This is a genomic window from Paractinoplanes tereljensis (assembly GCF_016862435.1).
Taxonomy (GTDB): domain Bacteria; phylum Actinomycetota; class Actinomycetes; order Mycobacteriales; family Micromonosporaceae; genus Actinoplanes; species Actinoplanes tereljensis.
On the sequence record NZ_BOMY01000006.1, the window covers coordinates 1 to 17464 of the forward strand.

At 73.2% G+C, this 17464-nt stretch carries 16 protein-coding genes and 1 pseudogene; 2 read left to right on the plus strand and 15 right to left on the minus strand.

From position 1 onward, the window contains the following. The 15 genes from Ate02nite_RS04555 to Ate02nite_RS04625 form a co-directional block, all read right to left on the minus strand. A partial coding sequence (locus Ate02nite_RS04555) for a hypothetical protein (protein ID WP_203799110.1) occupies positions 1 to 755 on the minus strand: 755 nt, incomplete at its 3' end. After that, entirely contained in the window at positions 752 to 2752 is a 2001-nt protein-coding gene (locus Ate02nite_RS04560; protein ID WP_203799111.1) for a phage tail protein I, read from the minus strand. The genes Ate02nite_RS04555 and Ate02nite_RS04560, both read right to left, overlap by 4 nt. Next, positions 2749 to 4851: a putative baseplate assembly protein gene (locus Ate02nite_RS04565; RefSeq protein WP_203799114.1), complete on the minus strand. Its 2103-nt coding sequence runs from the start codon at positions 4849 to 4851 to the stop codon at positions 2749 to 2751. Before Ate02nite_RS04565 ends, Ate02nite_RS04560 begins: the two co-directional genes overlap by 4 nt. Before the next feature lie 16 nt (positions 4852 to 4867). Further along, positions 4868 to 5236 carry a GPW/gp25 family protein gene (locus Ate02nite_RS04570; protein WP_203799116.1) on the minus strand — a complete coding sequence of 123 codons (369 nt, stop codon included), beginning with the start codon at positions 5234 to 5236 and terminating at the stop codon, positions 4868 to 4870. A gap of 24 nt (positions 5237 to 5260) precedes the next feature. Continuing rightward, on the minus strand, positions 5261 to 6019 hold the full coding sequence (locus Ate02nite_RS04575) for a hypothetical protein (RefSeq protein ID WP_203799118.1): 759 nt from the start codon (positions 6017 to 6019) through the stop codon (positions 5261 to 5263). After that, the gene (locus tag Ate02nite_RS04580) at positions 6016 to 6735 is read right to left on the minus strand and encodes a phage baseplate assembly protein V (protein ID WP_239147123.1); all 720 of its coding nucleotides are present in this window, start codon (positions 6733 to 6735) and stop codon (positions 6016 to 6018) included. The genes Ate02nite_RS04575 and Ate02nite_RS04580 overlap by 4 nt, the downstream gene beginning before the upstream one ends. Continuing rightward, complete coding sequence (locus tag Ate02nite_RS04585; RefSeq protein ID WP_203799120.1) at positions 6732 to 7820, minus strand: phage late control D family protein; 1089 nt, start codon at positions 7818 to 7820, stop codon at positions 6732 to 6734. The genes Ate02nite_RS04580 and Ate02nite_RS04585 overlap by 4 nt, the downstream gene beginning before the upstream one ends. Next, positions 7813 to 7989 (minus strand): hypothetical protein, encoded by a 177-nt coding sequence (locus Ate02nite_RS04590; RefSeq protein ID WP_203799122.1) that lies wholly within the window; start codon positions 7987 to 7989, stop codon positions 7813 to 7815. Before Ate02nite_RS04590 ends, Ate02nite_RS04585 begins: the two co-directional genes overlap by 8 nt. Positions 7990 to 8013: 24 nt before the next feature. After that, positions 8014 to 9222, minus strand: a complete 1209-nt coding sequence (locus Ate02nite_RS04595) for a CIS tube protein (protein WP_203799124.1) — start codon at positions 9220 to 9222, stop codon at positions 8014 to 8016. Continuing rightward, complete coding sequence (locus Ate02nite_RS04600) at positions 9219 to 9707, minus strand: phage tail protein (RefSeq protein ID WP_203799126.1); 489 nt, start codon at positions 9705 to 9707, stop codon at positions 9219 to 9221. The genes Ate02nite_RS04595 and Ate02nite_RS04600 overlap by 4 nt, the downstream gene beginning before the upstream one ends. After that, complete coding sequence (locus Ate02nite_RS04605) at positions 9704 to 11560, minus strand: phage tail sheath C-terminal domain-containing protein (protein ID WP_203799129.1); 1857 nt, start codon at positions 11558 to 11560, stop codon at positions 9704 to 9706. Before Ate02nite_RS04605 ends, Ate02nite_RS04600 begins: the two co-directional genes overlap by 4 nt. Before the next feature lie 4 nt (positions 11561 to 11564). Further along, a complete protein-coding gene (locus tag Ate02nite_RS04610) occupies positions 11565 to 12020 on the minus strand; it encodes a phage tail protein (RefSeq protein ID WP_203799132.1) in 456 nt (151 codons plus the stop codon). A 13-nt stretch (positions 12021 to 12033) separates the two neighbouring features. After that, positions 12034 to 13929, minus strand: a complete 1896-nt coding sequence (locus Ate02nite_RS04615) for a phage tail sheath family protein (protein ID WP_203799145.1) — start codon at positions 13927 to 13929, stop codon at positions 12034 to 12036. Positions 13930 to 13945: 16 nt separating this feature from the next. Next, a complete protein-coding gene (locus Ate02nite_RS04620) occupies positions 13946 to 14761 on the minus strand; it encodes a hypothetical protein (RefSeq protein ID WP_203799148.1) in 816 nt (271 codons plus the stop codon). After that, complete coding sequence (locus Ate02nite_RS04625; RefSeq protein WP_203799150.1) at positions 14758 to 15339, minus strand: Pvc16 family protein; 582 nt, start codon at positions 15337 to 15339, stop codon at positions 14758 to 14760. The genes Ate02nite_RS04620 and Ate02nite_RS04625 overlap by 4 nt, the downstream gene beginning before the upstream one ends. Before the next feature lie 124 nt (positions 15340 to 15463). Here Ate02nite_RS04625 and Ate02nite_RS04630 point away from each other — a divergent pair, with 124 nt between their 5' ends. Both Ate02nite_RS04630 and Ate02nite_RS49790 read left to right on the plus strand, forming a co-directional pair. Then, positions 15464 to 16441, plus strand: a complete 978-nt coding sequence (locus tag Ate02nite_RS04630; protein WP_203799152.1) for a hypothetical protein — start codon at positions 15464 to 15466, stop codon at positions 16439 to 16441. A 70-nt stretch (positions 16442 to 16511) separates the two neighbouring features. Then, positions 16512 to 17057 (plus strand): annotated as a pseudogene (locus Ate02nite_RS49790) (MOSC domain-containing protein); the annotation flags it as partial. Between the last annotated feature and the right edge of the window lie 407 nt (positions 17058 to 17464).

Consider the following 17464-nt stretch of genomic DNA (forward strand, 5'->3'; position numbering starts at 1 on the left):
TCGCCCAAACGTTCGTCGCCCAAACGTTCGTCGCCCAAACGTTCGTCGCCCAAACGTTCGTCGCCCAAACGTTCGTCGCCCAAACGTCCGTCGGACGAACGTTCGGGGCCATAAGCACCGGTGGGCGGGCGGACACGGCCGTCTGCCGCCAGCGCACGGCTCCGGATCGCCTCGACGTCCGCTGTTGTGATCCGCACGCCGGTCACCGCTGCGACCGCCGCCGGCCAGCTGTCCGGACCCAGCGCCCGGTGCAGGGCCGCCACCCCGGCCGCCTCGGCCGCCACCACCAGGACCCCGAGCGCGTCGTCGCCCGAACGCGTCAGCGCCCCGACGATCGCCGCCGCCGGTGTCACGTGCCCGCTGGCCTCGAGCAGCCCGATCTGCCGCCAGGCCCAGGCCCGGCGCCACCGTCCCAACGCGACCGACGACACCAGGTCCACCGCGGCCGCGCGCGGCGATGCGTACCGGACGACGTCCTCCCCGCCGGCCAATGCCCGTCGCACCGCCGCCGCCAGCGCCGCCGACCACACGGCGGTGATGCGTTCGTCACTCGCCCCCGCGTCGACCCGCACCGGAACGTCGAGCCGCCGCAGGCACCACTCCCCGCCCGGCAGCCCCGCATCCGCCAGGGCGTCCTCCAGCCCGGCCCCGGCGATCCGGCGCAGCAGCAGGTCAATCCGGCCACGGTCCAACATCGGCGGCAAGGTGGCGCTCAGCCGCCCGATCCGCAGATCGGTGCCGACGCCCCCGCTCATGACGACCCGCCCGCGAGCGACGACCCGCCCGCGAGCGACGACCCACCAGTGAGTGATGGGCCGGCGCTGAAGGGTGGGCCGCCGCCGAGCAGGCCGTCGATTCCCAGGGCGGATTCGCCGAGGACGAACGGCGTGCCGAGTGCGCCGGCCAGCGCGACCGTGTTGGCCTGCACCCGCATGTCGTCGCCGACGCGCGGGCCGGCGCCCAGGTCGCGGATCTCCCACGAGGTGTGCGCGGGGGCGTGTTCGCGCAGGATGCGTTCCACCACCCGGTGGCGGTCGTCGTCGAGGTCGGCGCGCAGGTAGACCAGGAACCGGTGGGCCGGGTCCGGCTCGCCAGGTATCCGCCACCGTTCGATGAGGGCGGGCGGATAGCCGAGGAAGATCTCCAGGATGCGGGCCAGCCCGGCCGCGGTCCCCCGGCGGGCGAAGAGCGGGTAGGCCTCGGCCACCAGGGTGCGCCGGGCAGCTTCCGGCCAGCTCTCGTCCAGGACCAGGCCGGCCAGTCCGGCCAGCCAGGGCAGCATCTCGGCCGGCACCGCGGCCGGGTCGAGCAGCCGCGATCGGGTCGCGGCACGCTGGTCGGCATCGTGCAGGAGACCTTCGGCGGGGGTGAGGAACCTGTGCAGGAAGTCGGCCGCCACCAGATCCCGGGACCAGGCTCGCGGCAGGTAGTCGAGCAGGCGATGGCCGGTGCGTTCGATGCGCACCGCGCGGACCCGTGGGGTGACCGCGCCGGTGCCGATCAGCCGCAGCCCGATCCAGAGGTAGCGGCCCGGCGACCCGGCGGCGGGTGCCTCGTACGTCTGGTCCGAGTCGTCCAGCCGCCGGTAGAGGGGCCGCCACTGGACATCGGCCCACCGGGTGGCCGGCGGAAACGGCGGCGGGAGCGTGTCGGGGTGCGCGACCACGCTTCCCCGGTCGGGCGGTGCCGGGTCCAGCGGCTGGGCCACCTCGTCGTCGTCGGTGGTCAGGCCGGCGATCTCGAGGTCGGTGCCGACCGGCAGGCACGCGTCCAGGAGCACCCGGCCCCACCGGTTGCGGTATCGCCCGCTGTCCAGCCGGTAGCTGACCAGGGTGCCGTTCGCCCGGTAACCGGCCGCCGAGCCGGCCGTCCAGCCCACCCCGTCCGCGGTGGTGTAGCCGACCGCACCGTCGGCGCTGACCGCGATCGCGCCACCGTCGTACTCATCGGCGCGGATTGGTTCGATCTCCCGCCAGGCCCCCTGGCGCGGGGTGAAGCGGCGGAACGGCCGGGCCGGGTCGCGGCCGACGACAAGGGTTCCGTCGGGTGTTACGGCCAGGTCGGTCGCGCCGTCCACCTCGAGAACGGTGGTGCCGTCGGTGCGGCAGATCAGTGCCTCCCGGCCGGCCGGATGCCGCCACAGCACGAGGAGCGCACCATCGGGGCCGGCCGCGAGTCGCCACGGCACCAGGCCATCCGAGCAGTGCGGACCCGAAACGGCAGCCGGACCCAGAAGGACAGCCGGGCCAGGAAGAGCTCCGTGCCGCAGCCAGACGAGGCCGGCCGGTTCGTCGGTGAGTATCGCGATGTCGGGCCCGACCACGGCGAGGTCGACGGGCTGTCCCGGTCCGGCGGCGACCGCGGTGATCCGGTTCTGGGTCCAGAGGTCGGCGGTGACGATCTCGTCGTCGTGCGCGTGGGCCGCGTACAGGCGCTGGTCCTGGTCTATCGCCAGCGCGACCGGCCGGCCGGGGTCGGCGGCCGGGAACGGCTCGACGGTCCCGGAGGCCAGGTGCCGCCACACGTGGGTGGTGTCGGGGCCGCGGTTGACGAAGGCGTGTCCCCACTGGTCGAAGGCGAGCCCACCTCGCTCCGGCGGATCAGGAGCCGGATCCGGCAGCACGTCGTCCGGCCAGGTGAGCTGGATGCCGCCGGTGTCGCCGGGACCGGCGAAGACCGCGGTGGCGGTGTGCCGGCACCGGCTCCACTGGTCGATGTCGGTGAGGACGCTCAGGTCCCGCTCGGCGCTCATCCGCAGTCGGCCGGCGGGTAGGCCACGATGTGCCGGGTGGCGGGCGGGAGCGGCGGCGGTGCGGGGTCGGCGGCGCCGGACGTTCCGGCGGTCACGTCGAGGGTGCCGATCGCCGGCACCTCGAACGGGCCGAGGTCCACGGTGGGCTGGGCGGCGGTCTGGCCGGTCGGGCGCAGCGCGAGGGTGTCGATGTATTCGACGCCGTCGACCTGACCGGCGACGGCCATCAGTTCGGCGGCGCGGACCGTACGCCCGAGCGGCCAGCCGCGACCGTCCGGCCCGTACGGCGGCAGGGGGGCCAGGTATTGCCGCAGGATCAGGTCGACCCAGCGGCGGACCGCGTCGATCTGGTAGCCGGGCCGGGTGACGACCCGGACGGCCAGGGTGAGCTCGCGATACGCGGGGGCGACGACCTCGATCCGGGTGGTGATCAGCCGGCGTTCGTCGAGGTGCAGGGCCACCCGGCGGACCAGTCCGGCGTCGGGCAGCGGCGCGTCCGGATGCCGGGCGTCCGCGGCCGGGAAGACGACCACGGTGATCGCGCCGGGAGCGGTGGGCAGCGGCTCGGCCCGGCTCACCCCGGGCACCTCGAGGGTGAGGGCCCGGAAGTCGTCGGCGGTGACCGCGCGGTCGCGGCGGTGCACGGTTGCCGGTGTCTCGTCGAGCGCCTCGGCGAGGTTCTGGGCGTCGCCGCCACCCCGCGCGGGCAACGGATTGCGCACCTTGGCGCCGTGCCCGTCGACCACCGCGGTGATCGCCTCGGCCGCGACGTTGCCGGCCGCGCCGCCGCCGTAGCGGTAGGTCAGCACCCGGATCCGGTCGCCGATCTGCGGGCGGCGGGTGCCGGGCCCGCCGAAGTGAACGAGGCCGGGGGCGCTCTCCACCCGATAGTGCCGGTCCTCCGGGCCGCTGCGGCTGAGGTCGTCGACCTCCTGCCAGGTCTGCCAGCCGCCGACCTCCTCGACCTCCAGCCGTACGGTTCCCGGCACGACGCCCTGTTTGGTCAGCGAGTAGCTCTGGCCGGCGTCGCCGGTTCCGCTGCCCAGCAGTTCGGCGGCGGTGACGGTGCGGGTCTGTTCGGCGTCGGCGGCGTTCGCGCCGACCCAGCGCACCCGGGGCATCGGCGGCAGCGGTTCGTTGCCGGGCGGGAGCGGGCGGGTCGCCCGTAGCCAGGCGACGATGGTGGGCCCGAGGTCGGCGGGCACGGTCGGCGGGTCGTCCTCGGCGCCGCGGTCGGTGGTGACCGCCGGGAAGTCCGGCGGCAGCTGCAGTTGCACCACGCCGGTGCCGGTCAGGCCGCGGGTGGTGTCGTGCAGCACGGGGACGTCGGTCCACTGGCCGGGGCCGTCCCATCGCTGCCAGCGCATGGCCGGCGGGTCGGCGGCGAACGCGCGACCGGGGTGGAGAGCGGATCCGGCCAACTCGTCGAGGGAGTCGTCGACGGCCACGCCGAGGAACACCGACTGCCCGCCGAGCAGCCGCAGGTCGGTCTGGCGGATCCGGGTCAGGGCCACCCACAGGGCGTGGTCGGCGGTGGCTTCGACGTCGAGCGGGCCGCTGCCGTCCGGCTTGTCGGGCAGCACCGTGGTCTCGTACGCGATCGAGCCCTGCACGTCGGCCGTGGTGGCCGGCAGTTTGGCCCGGCGCAGGGCTTCGAGCAGCCGCTGCCGCTCCTCGGGAGTGGCCGCCGCGCCGGTGACCCGGACGACCTTGCCCGCGCCGGCGGCACCGATCGGCCAGACGTACACCTCGTTTGTGGTCTCGAATTCGATGCTGCCGGCGCGCAGTCCGGTGCGGGCGAGCAGTTGCACCCCGGCCGGATCGGTGGTGCCGGCGGCGACCAGGGTGGCGGCCGGAACGGCCGGGCGAGGTTCCGCGCCGAGCAGGTTGAGGAAGGCGGTCTTGGTGGCGTCCGGGATCTGGTTCAGCCGGAACAGCACGCTCTCGCCGAGGTAGGCGAACAGTTCGAGGAGGGCGATGCCGGGGTCGCTCTCGTTGTGATCGGTCCACTCGGGAGCGTAGACGCGGATCCGGTCGATCAGTTCCCGCCGGAGGTCCTCGTACGACCGGTCGTCCAGGATGGGCCGGATCAGCGGCATCGCTCGGCACCTCCGGTCAGCGCAGGTAGAAGGGGAAGACGAGGTTGTCCGGACGCTGGTCGAGCAGCTGGACGTAGGAGATGTCGATCCAGACAAGTGCAGGATCGTCGCCCGGCGTCACCGCAACGTTCGTCAGCTGGATCCGGGGCTCCCACCGGGACAGCGCCTCGGTCACGTCCTCCTGGATGGCGGCCCGGGTGACCGCGCTGTTCGGCGCCATCAGGTAACGGCGCAGCCCGCAGCCGAAGGCCGGCAGCATGATGCGTTCACCCGGGTCGGTGTCGAGGATGACGCCGATCGACTGCCGCACCAGGTCGAGGCCGCCGACGTAGGCGAACGGCGCGACGGGGAACCGGAATCCGTTGCCGAGCCAGTCGGTCGTCATCCGCCGATGCTGCGCCGGGAGGCGTCACCCGCCCGTCGCGGGCATCCGCAACGGCGCGATCCGGAACGGCGCCCCGGGAACGCTGACCCAGGCGCCGGGCCGGCAGTCCGGCGGTGTCCACCGGGCCACGCAGTGCATCCGGTAGGTCCACCGGTCATCCGGCCGGGCCACCTCGTGAAACGGCACCTCGGAAGGCAAAGATCCAAACCATTGGTTGCGTACGGCGTCGGGGCGCCGCCACATCGGGTACTCCCGTTCGCCGGAAATCCGGTGCCGGTGAAAAACCGAGCTCATCGGCGACCATCCGCCCGGGTCCAGTTGCACCTCGCGCTTCCGCGTCGCGCCCCGGCGGCGCATGTCCTGCCGATAGCGCAACCGCAGGTTGAGCGGGACGAAGGCGGCGGCGAACAGCAGGTCGGTCAGATCGGCGATGCTCAGCCGGGCACCGGTGTCCGCCGCGATCTTCCGGGCCAGCCGGAACAGCGACGGTCCGGGCACGACCTCGTACCGCTCCCGGCGGATCACCAGGCTGACCTGGATGTCGCTGACGTCATTGCCGGGCGGCTCCAGCTCGGTCACGACGGCGTAGAAGCGATCGTGGTTGGACTGGAACGCGGTCGGATGCGGCACCGGGAACTCGGACAGCGGCGGCTCCAGGTACCGCCACACCTCGGGCGGCCCGAGGCCCGGTCCGGTCGGATCGGCCAGGAGATCGGGCACCCAGAGCGGCTTGTCGTAGCGCACCACCACCGGCGCGCGCACCCGGAGGGCCGGCCGGCTCACAGAATGTTCCCGACACCCGGCGAGTACGAGGGCGACACCACCGAGGTGGTGGCGATGATGGTGGTGGCCTGCAGCACCCCGCTGAACGTGGTCATCGGCGCGGACACGCTGACCATCGGGGCCGTGACGGTCACCTGCACATTGCCGTTGACCTGCACCGCGGTCGCGGTCAGGGTGACCGAGCAGCCGAGCGCGTGCGACACCGTGAGCTGGCTCTGGTCCATCGTCACGTGATGCCCGGAGGCGGTGCGCACCTCGGCCGAGCCGCCCGAGCCGTCGTCCAGCACGACCTTGTTCCCGTTGCTGGTGACCACGGTGATCTTCGCGCCGGCCGCGCCGTCGTCGAACTCCAGGCTGCTGCCGGACCGCGTCTTAAGGACTCGCAGGTCGTTCGCGTCGGTCGGTGCTTCCGGCTGACTGCGAACCCCGTTCCAGGCACACCCGATGACGTACGGGCGGCGCAGGTTGCCGGCCTCGAACGCGACCACCACCTGACTGTCCACCTCCGGCACGATCTGCAGGCCCTGCTGGTCGTCGGCGTACGGCGAGCACAGCGTCGCCCAGGCCCGCACGTCCCGGTCACCGTCCGCGCCGAGCCATGGGAAACGCACCTCGACCCGGCCCAGCGAATCCGGGTCGACCAGGTCGGTGACGAGTGCCGGATAGACGCCGAAGTAGCCGGGTGCGCTGCCGTCGGCGGGCGTGGGCATACTCATCGGCTCACCTCGTTGAGGCTTGGCCGCTCGGCCTCGAACCGGGTCCGGAAGCCCTGCGGCGGATCGAACAGGTGACAGACCTTGGTGACGTAGTACCCGGAACCGTCGAACGGCGCCCCGACGTGCCGCAGCGTCAACCGGCTGCCGACCACCATCTCGGGCGTGCCGCGGGTGGTGCCGTGCACGGTGACGAACCGGCGGGCCCGGCGCAGCATCTCGGCCCGGGACCAGGCGGTCGCCTCATCGGCGGTCAGCGCCGCCTCGCGGACCCGGTAGGAGACCGCGTCGCCCATCGCCTTGGCCACCAGGCGCGGACCGGAGCGGCCGGCGGTGATCTCGGCGTCGGCCACGTCGGCCCCGGCCCGCTCCTCGATGGTCTTGCCGGAGGTGGCGTCGTAGCCGGTCACCACCACGCTGCTGCGTTGCTCGGCCAGGTCGGCGGTGAGCCGGGCGGTGAGCAGGTCGACGCCCTGGGTCAGGGTGACGGCGGTGCCGGACCGGGCGGTACGCGACCGGAAGTGCAGGGTCCGCCCGGTCGCCCACAACTCGGCCCGGATCAGCCGGGCCCGCTCCCGCAGGAACGCCAGGTCGCTCTGGTTCCACTGCTGGACGACGTCGTAGCGGGGCCCGTCGGCGCTGACGTCGGCGCTCAGCCCGTGCTCACCGGCCAGTTCGGCGGCGATGTCGGCGTCGGTGGCGTCGACGTAGGTGCGCATCCGGCGGGTCATCCGCAGCCGCATCAGTACGTCCTCGGCCAGCACCACCACGGTCGGCGGGTCCCCGTCGCCGAAGACCGCCTCCAGCGCCGACACCTGCCCCTCGAAGATGTGCCGCTGGTTGCCCTCGGCCCCGATGGTGACCCGCACCGACCGTCCGAAGTCGACGGTCGCGCCGTCCAGGTGGTACATCGCGCCGGGCGGCCCGGTCGCGTGCCCGCCGACGGCGATGAACTCGGCCTGCATCCGTTTCAGCCCGTCCACGCCCTCGGTGATCTCCAGCCGGGCGCAGTCCCGGGCCAGCGGCCGGACCAGTTCCCCGTCGACGGTGAAGACCGGCGCCACCGCGGAAAACATTGGCTCAGTCATCGAACGCCTCGGCCGCGAGCCGGGCGGTCAGCTCGCGCGCTCGCTGGATCTCGCCCCGGACGTGCTCGGCGAGCTGGGCGTTCCGCGCCGGGTCGGTGCCGGGTGGCGCCGCCGGCAGGCCGGCCTCCGCGGTGACGTCGGAGTGCACCTCCGAGATGTGCACGCTCATGGCGCCAGCGTGGTCCGGCCGGCGTCACCGGGTCGTCGCCGCCGGCGGCACCCAGGACGGCCCGGTGACGGGCGTCGCCCGCAGGGTCCCGCCGGGGAGCGCCCGGGCCGCGGTGGCGCGCAGCGGGACGGACCGGGCGTAGGTGAGCGACCGCGGGTCCACGCCGGTCGCCGCGCCCACCGGGACCGCGAACGCGGACCGGGCCGCCGCCGCCTCGGCCGCGGCCCGCTGGGCGACGACCTGGGCCGCCGCGGCCGCGGTTCCACCGGCCGCGGCGAGCGCGAACCCGGCCGCCCGCTGGGCATCCCGCCCGGCCGCGGCGACGTCGGCGGCCGCGGCCCGGACCGCCCCGGCGGCGTCGGTGACCGCCGCACCGGCCGCGGTGAGCCCGAGCGCGGCGGCGAGCCGCCCCGGGTCGCCGTTCGCCCCGGTCGACGTGAAGCCGGAGGCGGAGCCGACGGCGACGGTGGCCGCGGCGAGTTCCGGGCCGACCGTGACCGGTGCCCCCTCGGGCAGGGTGAGCGGGTCGTCCATCCCGTCCATCAGCGAGCGCCAGGCCGCCGGGTTGGCCCCGATCCGGGCGGCGAGCTGGGCGGCGCTCTCCGAGTTGCGGGCCACCTCGATCCGGCGCACCGACGACGTCCCGGAGGTGCCCAGGCCGGCCGGTGCGCCGGCCGGCTGGGCCGGGTCGGTGCCGGCGTCCGCGTCGCGCTGGGCCGGTCCCTTGCGGGCCTGTTCGACCCGCTGGTCGATGCCCTGCAGGGTGATGGTGAGCTTGGCCCGCCCGGGGGTGCTGTCCGGCGGCAGGAAGTAGGTGATCTCCTCGCTGAGCTGGGTCACCACGCCGGAGAACCGCAGCGTGCCGAAGACGAACAGGACGGCCGGCGGGGCGGTCTTGGTGCGGCCGGTCGGCGCCTCGACGAACTGGCGTACCGGCTCGGTGACCGATCGGACGTCGACCGCGTTGGCGGCGTCGCCCATCTCGGTGGTGTCGAACTCCAGGTCGAAACTCAGCGACGACTTGCCGACCCCGGTGTGCTGCCGGTTCTCGCTGCCGGCCGTCTTGCCGCCGACGTCCAGGCTGCCGGTGTGCTGGATGCGCAGGCTGGCCGGGTTGAACGGGACGACGATCGGGTCGCCGTCGGTCTCCCGGGTCCCGTTCTCGCCGGCCTTGCCGCCGGGCGTGGTCTTGAGCCGGAACAGATGGGCCCGGCCGTCCGGGATATCGGTCATCTCCGCGTCCCTCCGGCCGGGTCGAGCCGCAGTCCCTCGTGGGCGATGTGCAGTTCCTCGACGGCGACCTCGCCGGTGCGTGCGTCGAGCGTCGGGCCGGAGATCTTCACCGGCAGGCCGCGCAGGAAGTGCCAGACCGCCATCGACTCCTCGCCGAACGGCGGCATCACGGTGATGACGCCGTCGTAGCGCCGGACCGGCCGCACCCCGGCGATGGTGTCCCGGAACCAGTCCCACAGTTCGGTGCCGGCCCGGCCGTTGGCGGTCGGCGCGAACATGCCGCGCTTGAGCACGATCGGCACCAGCTTCACCCGGCCGGGCAGGCGGGTGACCCGGTCGTTGACCCCGCCCTGGAGGATCTCGTGCAGGTCGGCGTCGAGGCTCAGCCCACTGCATTCGGCGAAGCCGCCGTCGCCGAGCCCGTCGCCGCCGGCGCTGGAGTTCAGCGCGACGTGGAAACTGAAGGCACGCAACAGTTCGGTCATCGGACCACCTCGGCGACGCTGACGCTGCCGTTCGCGGCCAGCGCGAACCGCAGCAGGATGTACTCGATCGGCTCACTCGGGTTCACCCCGACCTCGATGACCAGCCGGCCCTGTTCGACAGTGCGGGGCGGATTCAGCTCGTCGTCGCAGTGCACGAAGAACGCCTCCGCCTCGGACGTGCCGTTCAGCGCCCCGGCCCGGAACAGGTCCGCCAGCATCGACGTCACCTGCAGGCGCAGCGAGGTGCGCAGGGTGGTGGTGTTCGCGTCGAACAGCGCGGTCTCCAGCCGGCGCGCGACGGCCAGCCGCACCCAGGTCATCAGGCGGCGCACGCTCAGCTGCCGATAGGCCGGATCGGACGAGAGGGTACGGGCGCCGAGCAGCCGTACCCCGTCCCGTTCCGGCCGGAACGCGTTGATCCCGGCCCGGTGCAGGATGCCGTGCAGTTCGTCGGTCAGCACGTCGGCCACCCCGATGGCGTCGGCGGCCAGCTCGTTGGCCGGCCCGGTGGCCACCCCGGACCGCAGTTCCCGGGCGGCGATGATGCCGGCCGCGAACGACGACGGCGGCGCGGTCACCGTGGACCCGTCGGCCCGGATCATCCGCAGCCACGGGTGGTAGGCGGCGACCCGGTCGCTGTCGAAGGCCGCCCGCCAGGTGAGGATCTGGGTGCCGCGCAGGTGCGGTGGCACGTCGAGCAGGGCGATGGCCGGCCGGTCCGGACCGACCCGGGCGACCAGCCCGCGCTGCCGGGCGAGGATCTCGGCGTCGTCGTCCAGGACACCCGGCCGGGCCGGTGGCGGCGGGTCGGGCAGCGCGGGGTCGGCCGGCGTGCACGGCGCGAACCGGGGCCGGAACCGGTGCTCCGGCCGGGACGCCTCGGCCGGCGGTGCGGGGACCGGGGCCGGCGCGTGCAGCAGGTCGGGCACCACGAGCAGGCCGAGTTCGTCGGCCACCGGTTCCAGCGCGTCGATCCCGCGCCGCACCTTGGGTGGCCGGTCCGGGTCCGGTTCGGGCAGCGGATATCCGTCCGCGGTCACGACGTCGAAGAAGGAACCGCCGGTGATCTGCTCGTACCGGTCGCGGCCCGGATGCTCGACCGCGGTCAGCGCGGCCGGCAGGTCCGGAGTGGCCGGTTCGATCCGGGCGGTCCAGTCCCCGGTCGGCCGCACCACCAGGGACCGCTCGGTCAGCACGCCGGCCATCCAGCGCGGATGCTCCGGGCTGAGACCGAGATTGTCGTGCTGCTCGACCGGCGGCCCGTCCGGCGCGCTCGACGAGACGGTGACCGAAGCGGTGACGACCTCCGCGGTGACGGCCCCGTCCGGCATCGGCCCGGGGCCGCCGGCGGTGACCCAGCGCAGGACCGGGCCGATCCGCAGCAGCGAGCCGGCCGGAACCCGCGACGTGAGTACGCCCTCGGTGACCGCGAACCGCTCGGTCACCACCAGCTCGACCCGCACGGTGAGGGCGTTGCCCCAGGCGCCCTCGTCGCGGGCGGCGAGCCGGACCGGCCCGCCGCCGGACGTGAGCGCCGGGCCGAATCGCAGCACGGTGACCGCGGAGTCGTCGGCCGCCCGCGGGGCGACCCGGACGATCCAGGCCCGCGCGCCGCCCTGCCGGAAGAACGTCGCCACCGCGTCGGCGAGCCGCCCCGGGTAGCCCGGTTCCTGCGCCCCGAACCGCCGGACGTACTCGGCCCAGGTCTGCACCGCCACCGGCTCGTCCACCGGGCCGCGCGGGGCGATCCCGACCAGGCCGGCGACGTCGAGCCGGATCGGCTGGCCGGGCGGCGGCCCCGAGGCGACCGGCGCCGGATAGACGCCGGGCGCACCGAGCTGGACGACGGTCATCGGCCTACAGGCTCTCGAAGTCGACGCGCTCGGCCACCAGGTGCAGTTCCTCCATCGCCACCTCGCCGCCGCCCTTGCCGGCCAGGGTCGGGCCCACCCACTTCTTGGGCTGGGCGAACTTCAGCGTCCACGCGCAGACCGGGGCGCCGGCCTCGTCGTGCAGGATCACCTGGACCGTACGGGGATCGAAGCGCCCCTCCCGGGTCGCCTGCAACCACTCGAACAGCCGCAGGTCGCCGATCACCCCGCGCTTGAGCGTCACGTCGTCGGTGGAGTTGGTGTTGGCCACCTTCCGGACGTGGTTCTCCTTGTCGTTGCCGTTGCGGTACTCGGCGTACTTCACCTCGTTGCCCAGCCCGCTGACGTCGGAGAAGCCGCCGGCGATGGTCTCCTCCCCACCGGCCTGGCCGAGTTTCACCATGAACTTGAAGGCGCTGTACGGGTTGTCCCTGGTAGCCATGTGTCGTCCCTCCTCAGCTGCGCTGCGCGTCCGCGGTCCACTGACCGATCCGGAAGATCACGAACTCGGCGGGGTAGGTCGGCGCCACCCCGACCAGGCAGATCAGCCGGCCGTTGTCGAGGTCGTTCTGGCTCATCGTGGACCGGTCGCAGCGCACGAAGTACGCCTCCTCCGGCCGGCTGCCCAGCAGCGCCCCGTCCCGCCACTGGATGAACAGGAAGTCCTCCACCGTGCGCCGGATCGACGTCCACAGCCGCTCGTTGTTGGGCTCGAACACGGCCCACTGGGTGGCCTTCTCGATCGAGTGCTCGAGGTAGATGAACAGCCGCCGGACGTTCACGTACTTCCACTCCGGGTCGGAGCTGAGCGTCCGCGCGCCCCAGACCCGGTTGCCACGGCCGGGGAAGAACCGCAGCGCGTTGATGCCCTCCGGGTTGAGAGTGGACTGCCGGTCGAAGGTCACGTTGGTCTCGATCCGCCGGATCCCGCGGATCACCTCGTTGGCCGGCGCCTTGTAGACCCCGCGCTCGATGTCGCTGCGCGCGTAGATCCCGGTGACGAACCCCGACGGGGGCAGGCGCAGGACCGGCGGCGGCGACCCGGCATCCGGTACGACGGTGGGGTCGATGATCTCGACCCACGGGTAGTAGAGGGCCGCGTGTCTCGAGTCGAACTTGGCCCGGAACTGCCGCACGTCGGAGATCGAGCTGTCCCTGGGCGGATCCACCACCGCGATCCGGTAGCGCTGCCGCTCGGCGTGCTCGATCAGCAGACCGACGGCGGTCATGTCGGTGCCGAACCGCACCGAGTCCGGCATCGCCACGATCGCCACGTCGTCGACGTCGGTGAGCGCGTTCAGGCCGGTGGCGCCCTTGCGGGGATCGTCCGGGTCGGCCTGTTCACCGGCGAAGTCACCGACGGCGAGGTCCGCGCCGTCGTTGCCGCCCTCGGACAGGAAGCCCTGGCTGTCCCCGTCGAGCAGATCGGCCAGCAGGGTGGCGGCGGCCGCGATCGGGCCGGGCGCGTCCGCGTCGTCCTCGTCCGGGTCGGGGATCGGCAGGCGCAGCCACACCAGGGCCAGGTCGTCGGCGGCGTCCTTGAGCCCGAGCGCCCGGGTGATCGCCCGCGGATGGTCCGGGTGGACCGCCAGTTCGGTGTAGACGTCGGACCGGCCGGCCCAGGTGACCACGACCTGCAGCTGCAGCAGGTACGCCTTGGTGTCCGCGCCGATGTCCGCCACCCCGTCGTCGTCGGTCAGTCGCAGGTCGTCGCCGACCCGCTGGACCAGCCGGATGTCGTCCGGGTCGGGCGCCCCGGTCGGGACCGCGTCCTCGTCCGACACCTGCACCAGGTCGAACGGCCGTACCGTGCTGAGCCGGACGAACGCGCCGTCGGCATCTCGGACGACGACGTCACGGCCCCGCCGTACCGTCACCTCGACCTTGATGTCCCGCCCGGCCGAGCCGGGCCAGCGGGCCTGCCAGGCCGGGCGCGGCGGGGGTTCGGCCCCCGGCCCGGCGTCCGGTTCCGGCCCGACCGGCCGCCGCGCGAAGCAGGCGTCGAAATCCTCGTCGTCGATCACCCCGCCGTCGCCGCGCGGGAAGTTGAACACCCGCGACACGTACAGCCGGCGGCCGCCGTTGGCGAAGAACGCGCGCGCCGCGAAGGCCAGGTAGTTGGTGTCGTCCTTGACCGGGCCGAGGCCCCCGAAGGCGCGCTCGAACTCGCCGTAGCTGGTGATCAGGGGCGGCGGCTGGACGACGTACTCGTCGGCGTTGAACCGATAGGAGATCGGCCCGTACCGGGCCAGGCCGGCCATGCCCAGCGTGCTGGTGGCCACGCCTTCGATGGACCTCGCCCGGAAGCTGGTCTCCTCCACATAGACGGCTGGGGTCAGATACTCGGGCACGCTCGGCCTCCTCGGCTCACTGCGGGTCGAATTCCAGGGTGTTGATCTCGGGTGCCGGCCGGCCCACGGCCAGCCGGACGCGGTGCACGGTCTGCCCGGCCACGAACGTGGCCGGCGGCCGGATCCCGCGCAGGAGCGGGTTGTCGAGCTCGGCGTTGGCCGCCGGGTTCGAGGAGCGGGCCACCTTCTCCAGCGGCAGGCTGTCGAACCGGTGCGCGGCCTCGGCCACCGGCCCGATCGCCGGGTCGGCCAGCACGACCAGATCGAGGTCGAGCCGGCCGACCGCGATCCGCCGTGGGCCGGCCACCACGAGCAGGAACTCGCCCCGCTCGTCGGCGGACGCGTGCACGTCCGGCTGCCCGGCCTCGCTCGCCACGATCCGCGCCCACGGCACCGGCCGGCCGGCCCGGACGATCCGGCCCCGGGCGGCCGTCGCGGCCGGCGGGATCGGCGCCGCCACCCCAGGCATCAGCCAGGGCCGGAACACCCGGCTGAACACCGGCAGGTCGGTGCCGGTGCGTTCGAGGTCGGTGATCTCCTTCAGGGTCCACAGCGGAATCTCGAAGCGGCGCGGCGCGAACCGGCGGCGGCGGTCCCAGAGCCGGATCCGGACCGGCGAGACGACCTGCGGGCCGTACCGCAGCCGGAACCGGCCGCCCAGGCTCGGTTCGAGCGGCAGGCCCGGCGGCACCGGTTCGTACGGATCGAGCGGCCTCCGGCCGTAGTCCTTCTCGCGCTCGACGATCAGCTCGGCCGACCCGATCCGCCGGCCGGTGAGCGTGTCGAACGGCTCCACGCCCAGCGCGAGGCGGTGCAGGATGGTGACGTTCATAGTCCGGCACCCACGCTGCTGACCGGTCCGGCGATGGGCTGCCGGGCCCCCGAGATCATGATCACCCGGGCCACGTACGGCAGGCACAGCCGGTATTTCGTGATGAGCGCCTGGAACGCCTCGGACATGGTGTCGAGGCTGAGATTGTCGGTGACGATCTGCACGGCCTCGCCCGGCGTCCACTCACCGTCGGTGTGCAGCATCGGCCCGGTCAGGATCGGTTCGCTCTCCAGCAGCCGGGCGGTCAGCCCCAGCCAGGCCAGCTCGAACTCGACGTTGTTGTCGAACGCGAACACCAGGATGTGCATCCGCAGCGGCAGATGCGGTACGCCGTCGGCCGTGCTCACCGCCGACCAGCCCGGCCGGGTCTCGCCGTCCACCGACACCCGGTAGCAGTACAGCGCGACCGCCGGGATCTGGATGTTGGCGTTCGGCGTGCCCACCTTGTCGAGGTCGTCGCTGGTGACCAGTTGGACGGCCGGCCGGCGCTGGCCGCCGGGCAGCACCTCACCGATCCGCCGGTCGAGCAGCTCGACGAGGCTGCGCGCGACGGAGGCGAGAGCTTGGTAACCGGCCATGCCCGGAAGCATCCGGCCGCGCCGTCACCGGCTCGTCGCCGCTGATCGCCCCGGCGACGCGCCCGCGACGCGCCGGTGACATCGGCTGCGCAGACTGCGCCTCAACCACGCATCGGGAGGATCGATGAGGAACTCCGTCTACGAGCAGGAACCCGAGAGTCGCCCGCGGCCGACGAAGCCCGGTCCCTCCGACGGCGGGAACGGATCGGACCACCACGGTCACGATGACTATCCCGACGAGCCCGGCTGGGGGCGCCGCCGCCGGGACCGCGACCTGACCGCGCTGGACAAGTTGCGCTGCGAGTTCGAGGGCGACAAGAAGAAGTCCGACTACTACACGAGCATCGAGAAGGCGCTTACCGACCGCAAGACGCAGTTCGACACCTCGGTCATCGCGTACGAGAAGGCCCGCGGCGCCGCCGAACCGGCCCTGAAGACCGCCCGCAACACGATCGAGGACCTGCTCAAGAAGCTGCGCTGCATCAGCGGCTGCGACCGCGAGTTGCTCGACGAGGCCTGGAACGAGGTCCTGGTCCGGGTGGAGAAGTGCACGACGGAGACCGGCGGCCCGTGCCTGGACGACGACTGCGAGTTCGACGACGACGTCTGCGACAAGGACCTCAGCGAGCTGCGTGCCCGCAAGGCCGCCTACGACGCCCGGGTCGCCGCGGCCGAGGCGAAGTTCGACGACCTGGTGAAGGAGCCGGCCGCGCTGACCGCCCGGATCACCGCGCTGCAGGCCGAGGTCGCCGCGGTCGGCAAGGAGCTGACCGCCGATCCACCGGTGGACCCGGAGCTGACCTACATCAAGGCCCTGGTCGCCGAATACCACGCCGAGCGCGACCAGATCTGGGCCGGCTACGCCTACCCGAACGCCTACGAGGACTGCCTGCGCACCTGCCTGCGCTGCTCGATCCGGGGCCGGCGGGCCCTCACCGAGATCATCGGCGAGATAGCCATCCAGGAATGCAAGGCGGCCAAGCGCCTGGCCCGTTGCACCGCGCTGAAGGCCGACCTGGCCGGCGAGACCAAGAAGGAGGCCGACGAACTCCGCGAACGCAAGGAGCGCCACCGGAAGCCGGCGACCACGTCCACGGACTGAGACGCCCGGCAGCGCCGTCATCATCTGGGATCATGCGGAGATGGCTACGCTGCGGTCGGTCAACGTCGGTATGCCCAAGAACGTGCTCTGGCAGGGCCGATCGGTCTACACCGGCATCTGGAAGGCCCCGGTCGAGGGCCCGGCCACGGTCCGGCGCCTGAACATCGACGGCGACGGCCAGGGCGACCTGGGCGGCCACGGCGGCGAGCAGCGGGCCGTCTTCGTCTACCAGCTCGACTCCTACCGATACTGGCAGAAGTTCCTCGACCGGGACGACTTCACGCCCGGCCAGTTCGGCGAGAACTTCACCGTCGACGGCCTGCCGGACGACGAGGTGTGCATCGGCGACCGCTACCGGATCGGCACCGCGCTGTTCGAGGTGACCCAGCCGCGGGTCACCTGCTACCGGGTCGGCATCCGGATGGACGACCCCCGGATGCCGGCGCTGCTGGTGCAGCATCGCCGCCCCGGCTTCTACTTCCGGGTGCTGCGGGAGGGCGAGGTGCGGGCCGGCGACGAGATCACCAAGGTCGCCGACGGCCCCGAAGGCATGACGGTGGCCGAGGTGGACGGCCTGCTCTACCGCCCCGGCCACCCGCGCGACCGGATCGAACGCGCGCTGCACATCCCCGCGCTCAGCCCCGGCTGGCAAGGCTCGTTCCGGGCGATGCTGGCCGAGCCGGCGTCGGCGAGCGGCAACGCCGGCCTGATCGCCGCCGTTCCGCCGCCGGCCTGGCCCGGCTTCCGCCCGCTCCGGGTCACCGCGGTAAACCCGGAGAGCAACACCATCACGTCGGTCCGGCTGGCCGATCCGGCGGGCGGGCCGCTGCCGGCCGCGCTTCCCGGCCAATTCCTGACCGTACGGCTACCGCAGGCACTCACCCGCAGCTATTCCCTGTCCGGCCGCCCCGGCGACCCGGAGTACCAGATCAGCGTCAAGCAGGAGCCGCACGGCTATCTGCCTGAGCCATCCCGGTCCGGCCGACCGGCTCGGCACCGACTACGACAGCGCGGGCCGATTTA

Coding starts and splice junctions, on each gene's coding strand:
- Ate02nite_RS04605 (WP_203799129.1), bottom strand. CDS start 11,560: ATGACCGTCGTCCAGCTCGGTGCGCCCGGCGTCTATCCGGCGCCGGTC.
- Ate02nite_RS04570 (WP_203799116.1), bottom strand. CDS start 5,236: ATGACGACCGACTGGCTCGGCAACGGATTCCGGTTCCCCGTCGCGCCG.
- Ate02nite_RS04590 (WP_203799122.1), bottom strand. CDS start 7,989: ATGAGCGTGCACATCTCGGAGGTGCACTCCGACGTCACCGCGGAGGCC.
- Ate02nite_RS04625 (WP_203799150.1), bottom strand. CDS start 15,339: ATGGCCGGTTACCAAGCTCTCGCCTCCGTCGCGCGCAGCCTCGTCGAG.
- Ate02nite_RS04630 (WP_203799152.1), top strand. CDS start 15,464: ATGAGGAACTCCGTCTACGAGCAGGAACCCGAGAGTCGCCCGCGGCCG.
- Ate02nite_RS04580 (WP_239147123.1), bottom strand. CDS start 6,735: ATGAGTATGCCCACGCCCGCCGACGGCAGCGCACCCGGCTACTTCGGC.
- Ate02nite_RS04620 (WP_203799148.1), bottom strand. CDS start 14,761: ATGAACGTCACCATCCTGCACCGCCTCGCGCTGGGCGTGGAGCCGTTC.
- Ate02nite_RS04600 (WP_203799126.1), bottom strand. CDS start 9,707: ATGACCGAACTGTTGCGTGCCTTCAGTTTCCACGTCGCGCTGAACTCC.
- Ate02nite_RS04565 (WP_203799114.1), bottom strand. CDS start 4,851: ATGCCGCTGATCCGGCCCATCCTGGACGACCGGTCGTACGAGGACCTC.
- Ate02nite_RS04585 (WP_203799120.1), bottom strand. CDS start 7,820: ATGACTGAGCCAATGTTTTCCGCGGTGGCGCCGGTCTTCACCGTCGAC.
- Ate02nite_RS04610 (WP_203799132.1), bottom strand. CDS start 12,020: ATGGCTACCAGGGACAACCCGTACAGCGCCTTCAAGTTCATGGTGAAA.
- Ate02nite_RS04560 (WP_203799111.1), bottom strand. CDS start 2,752: ATGAGCGCCGAGCGGGACCTGAGCGTCCTCACCGACATCGACCAGTGG.
- Ate02nite_RS04595 (WP_203799124.1), bottom strand. CDS start 9,222: ATGACCGATATCCCGGACGGCCGGGCCCATCTGTTCCGGCTCAAGACC.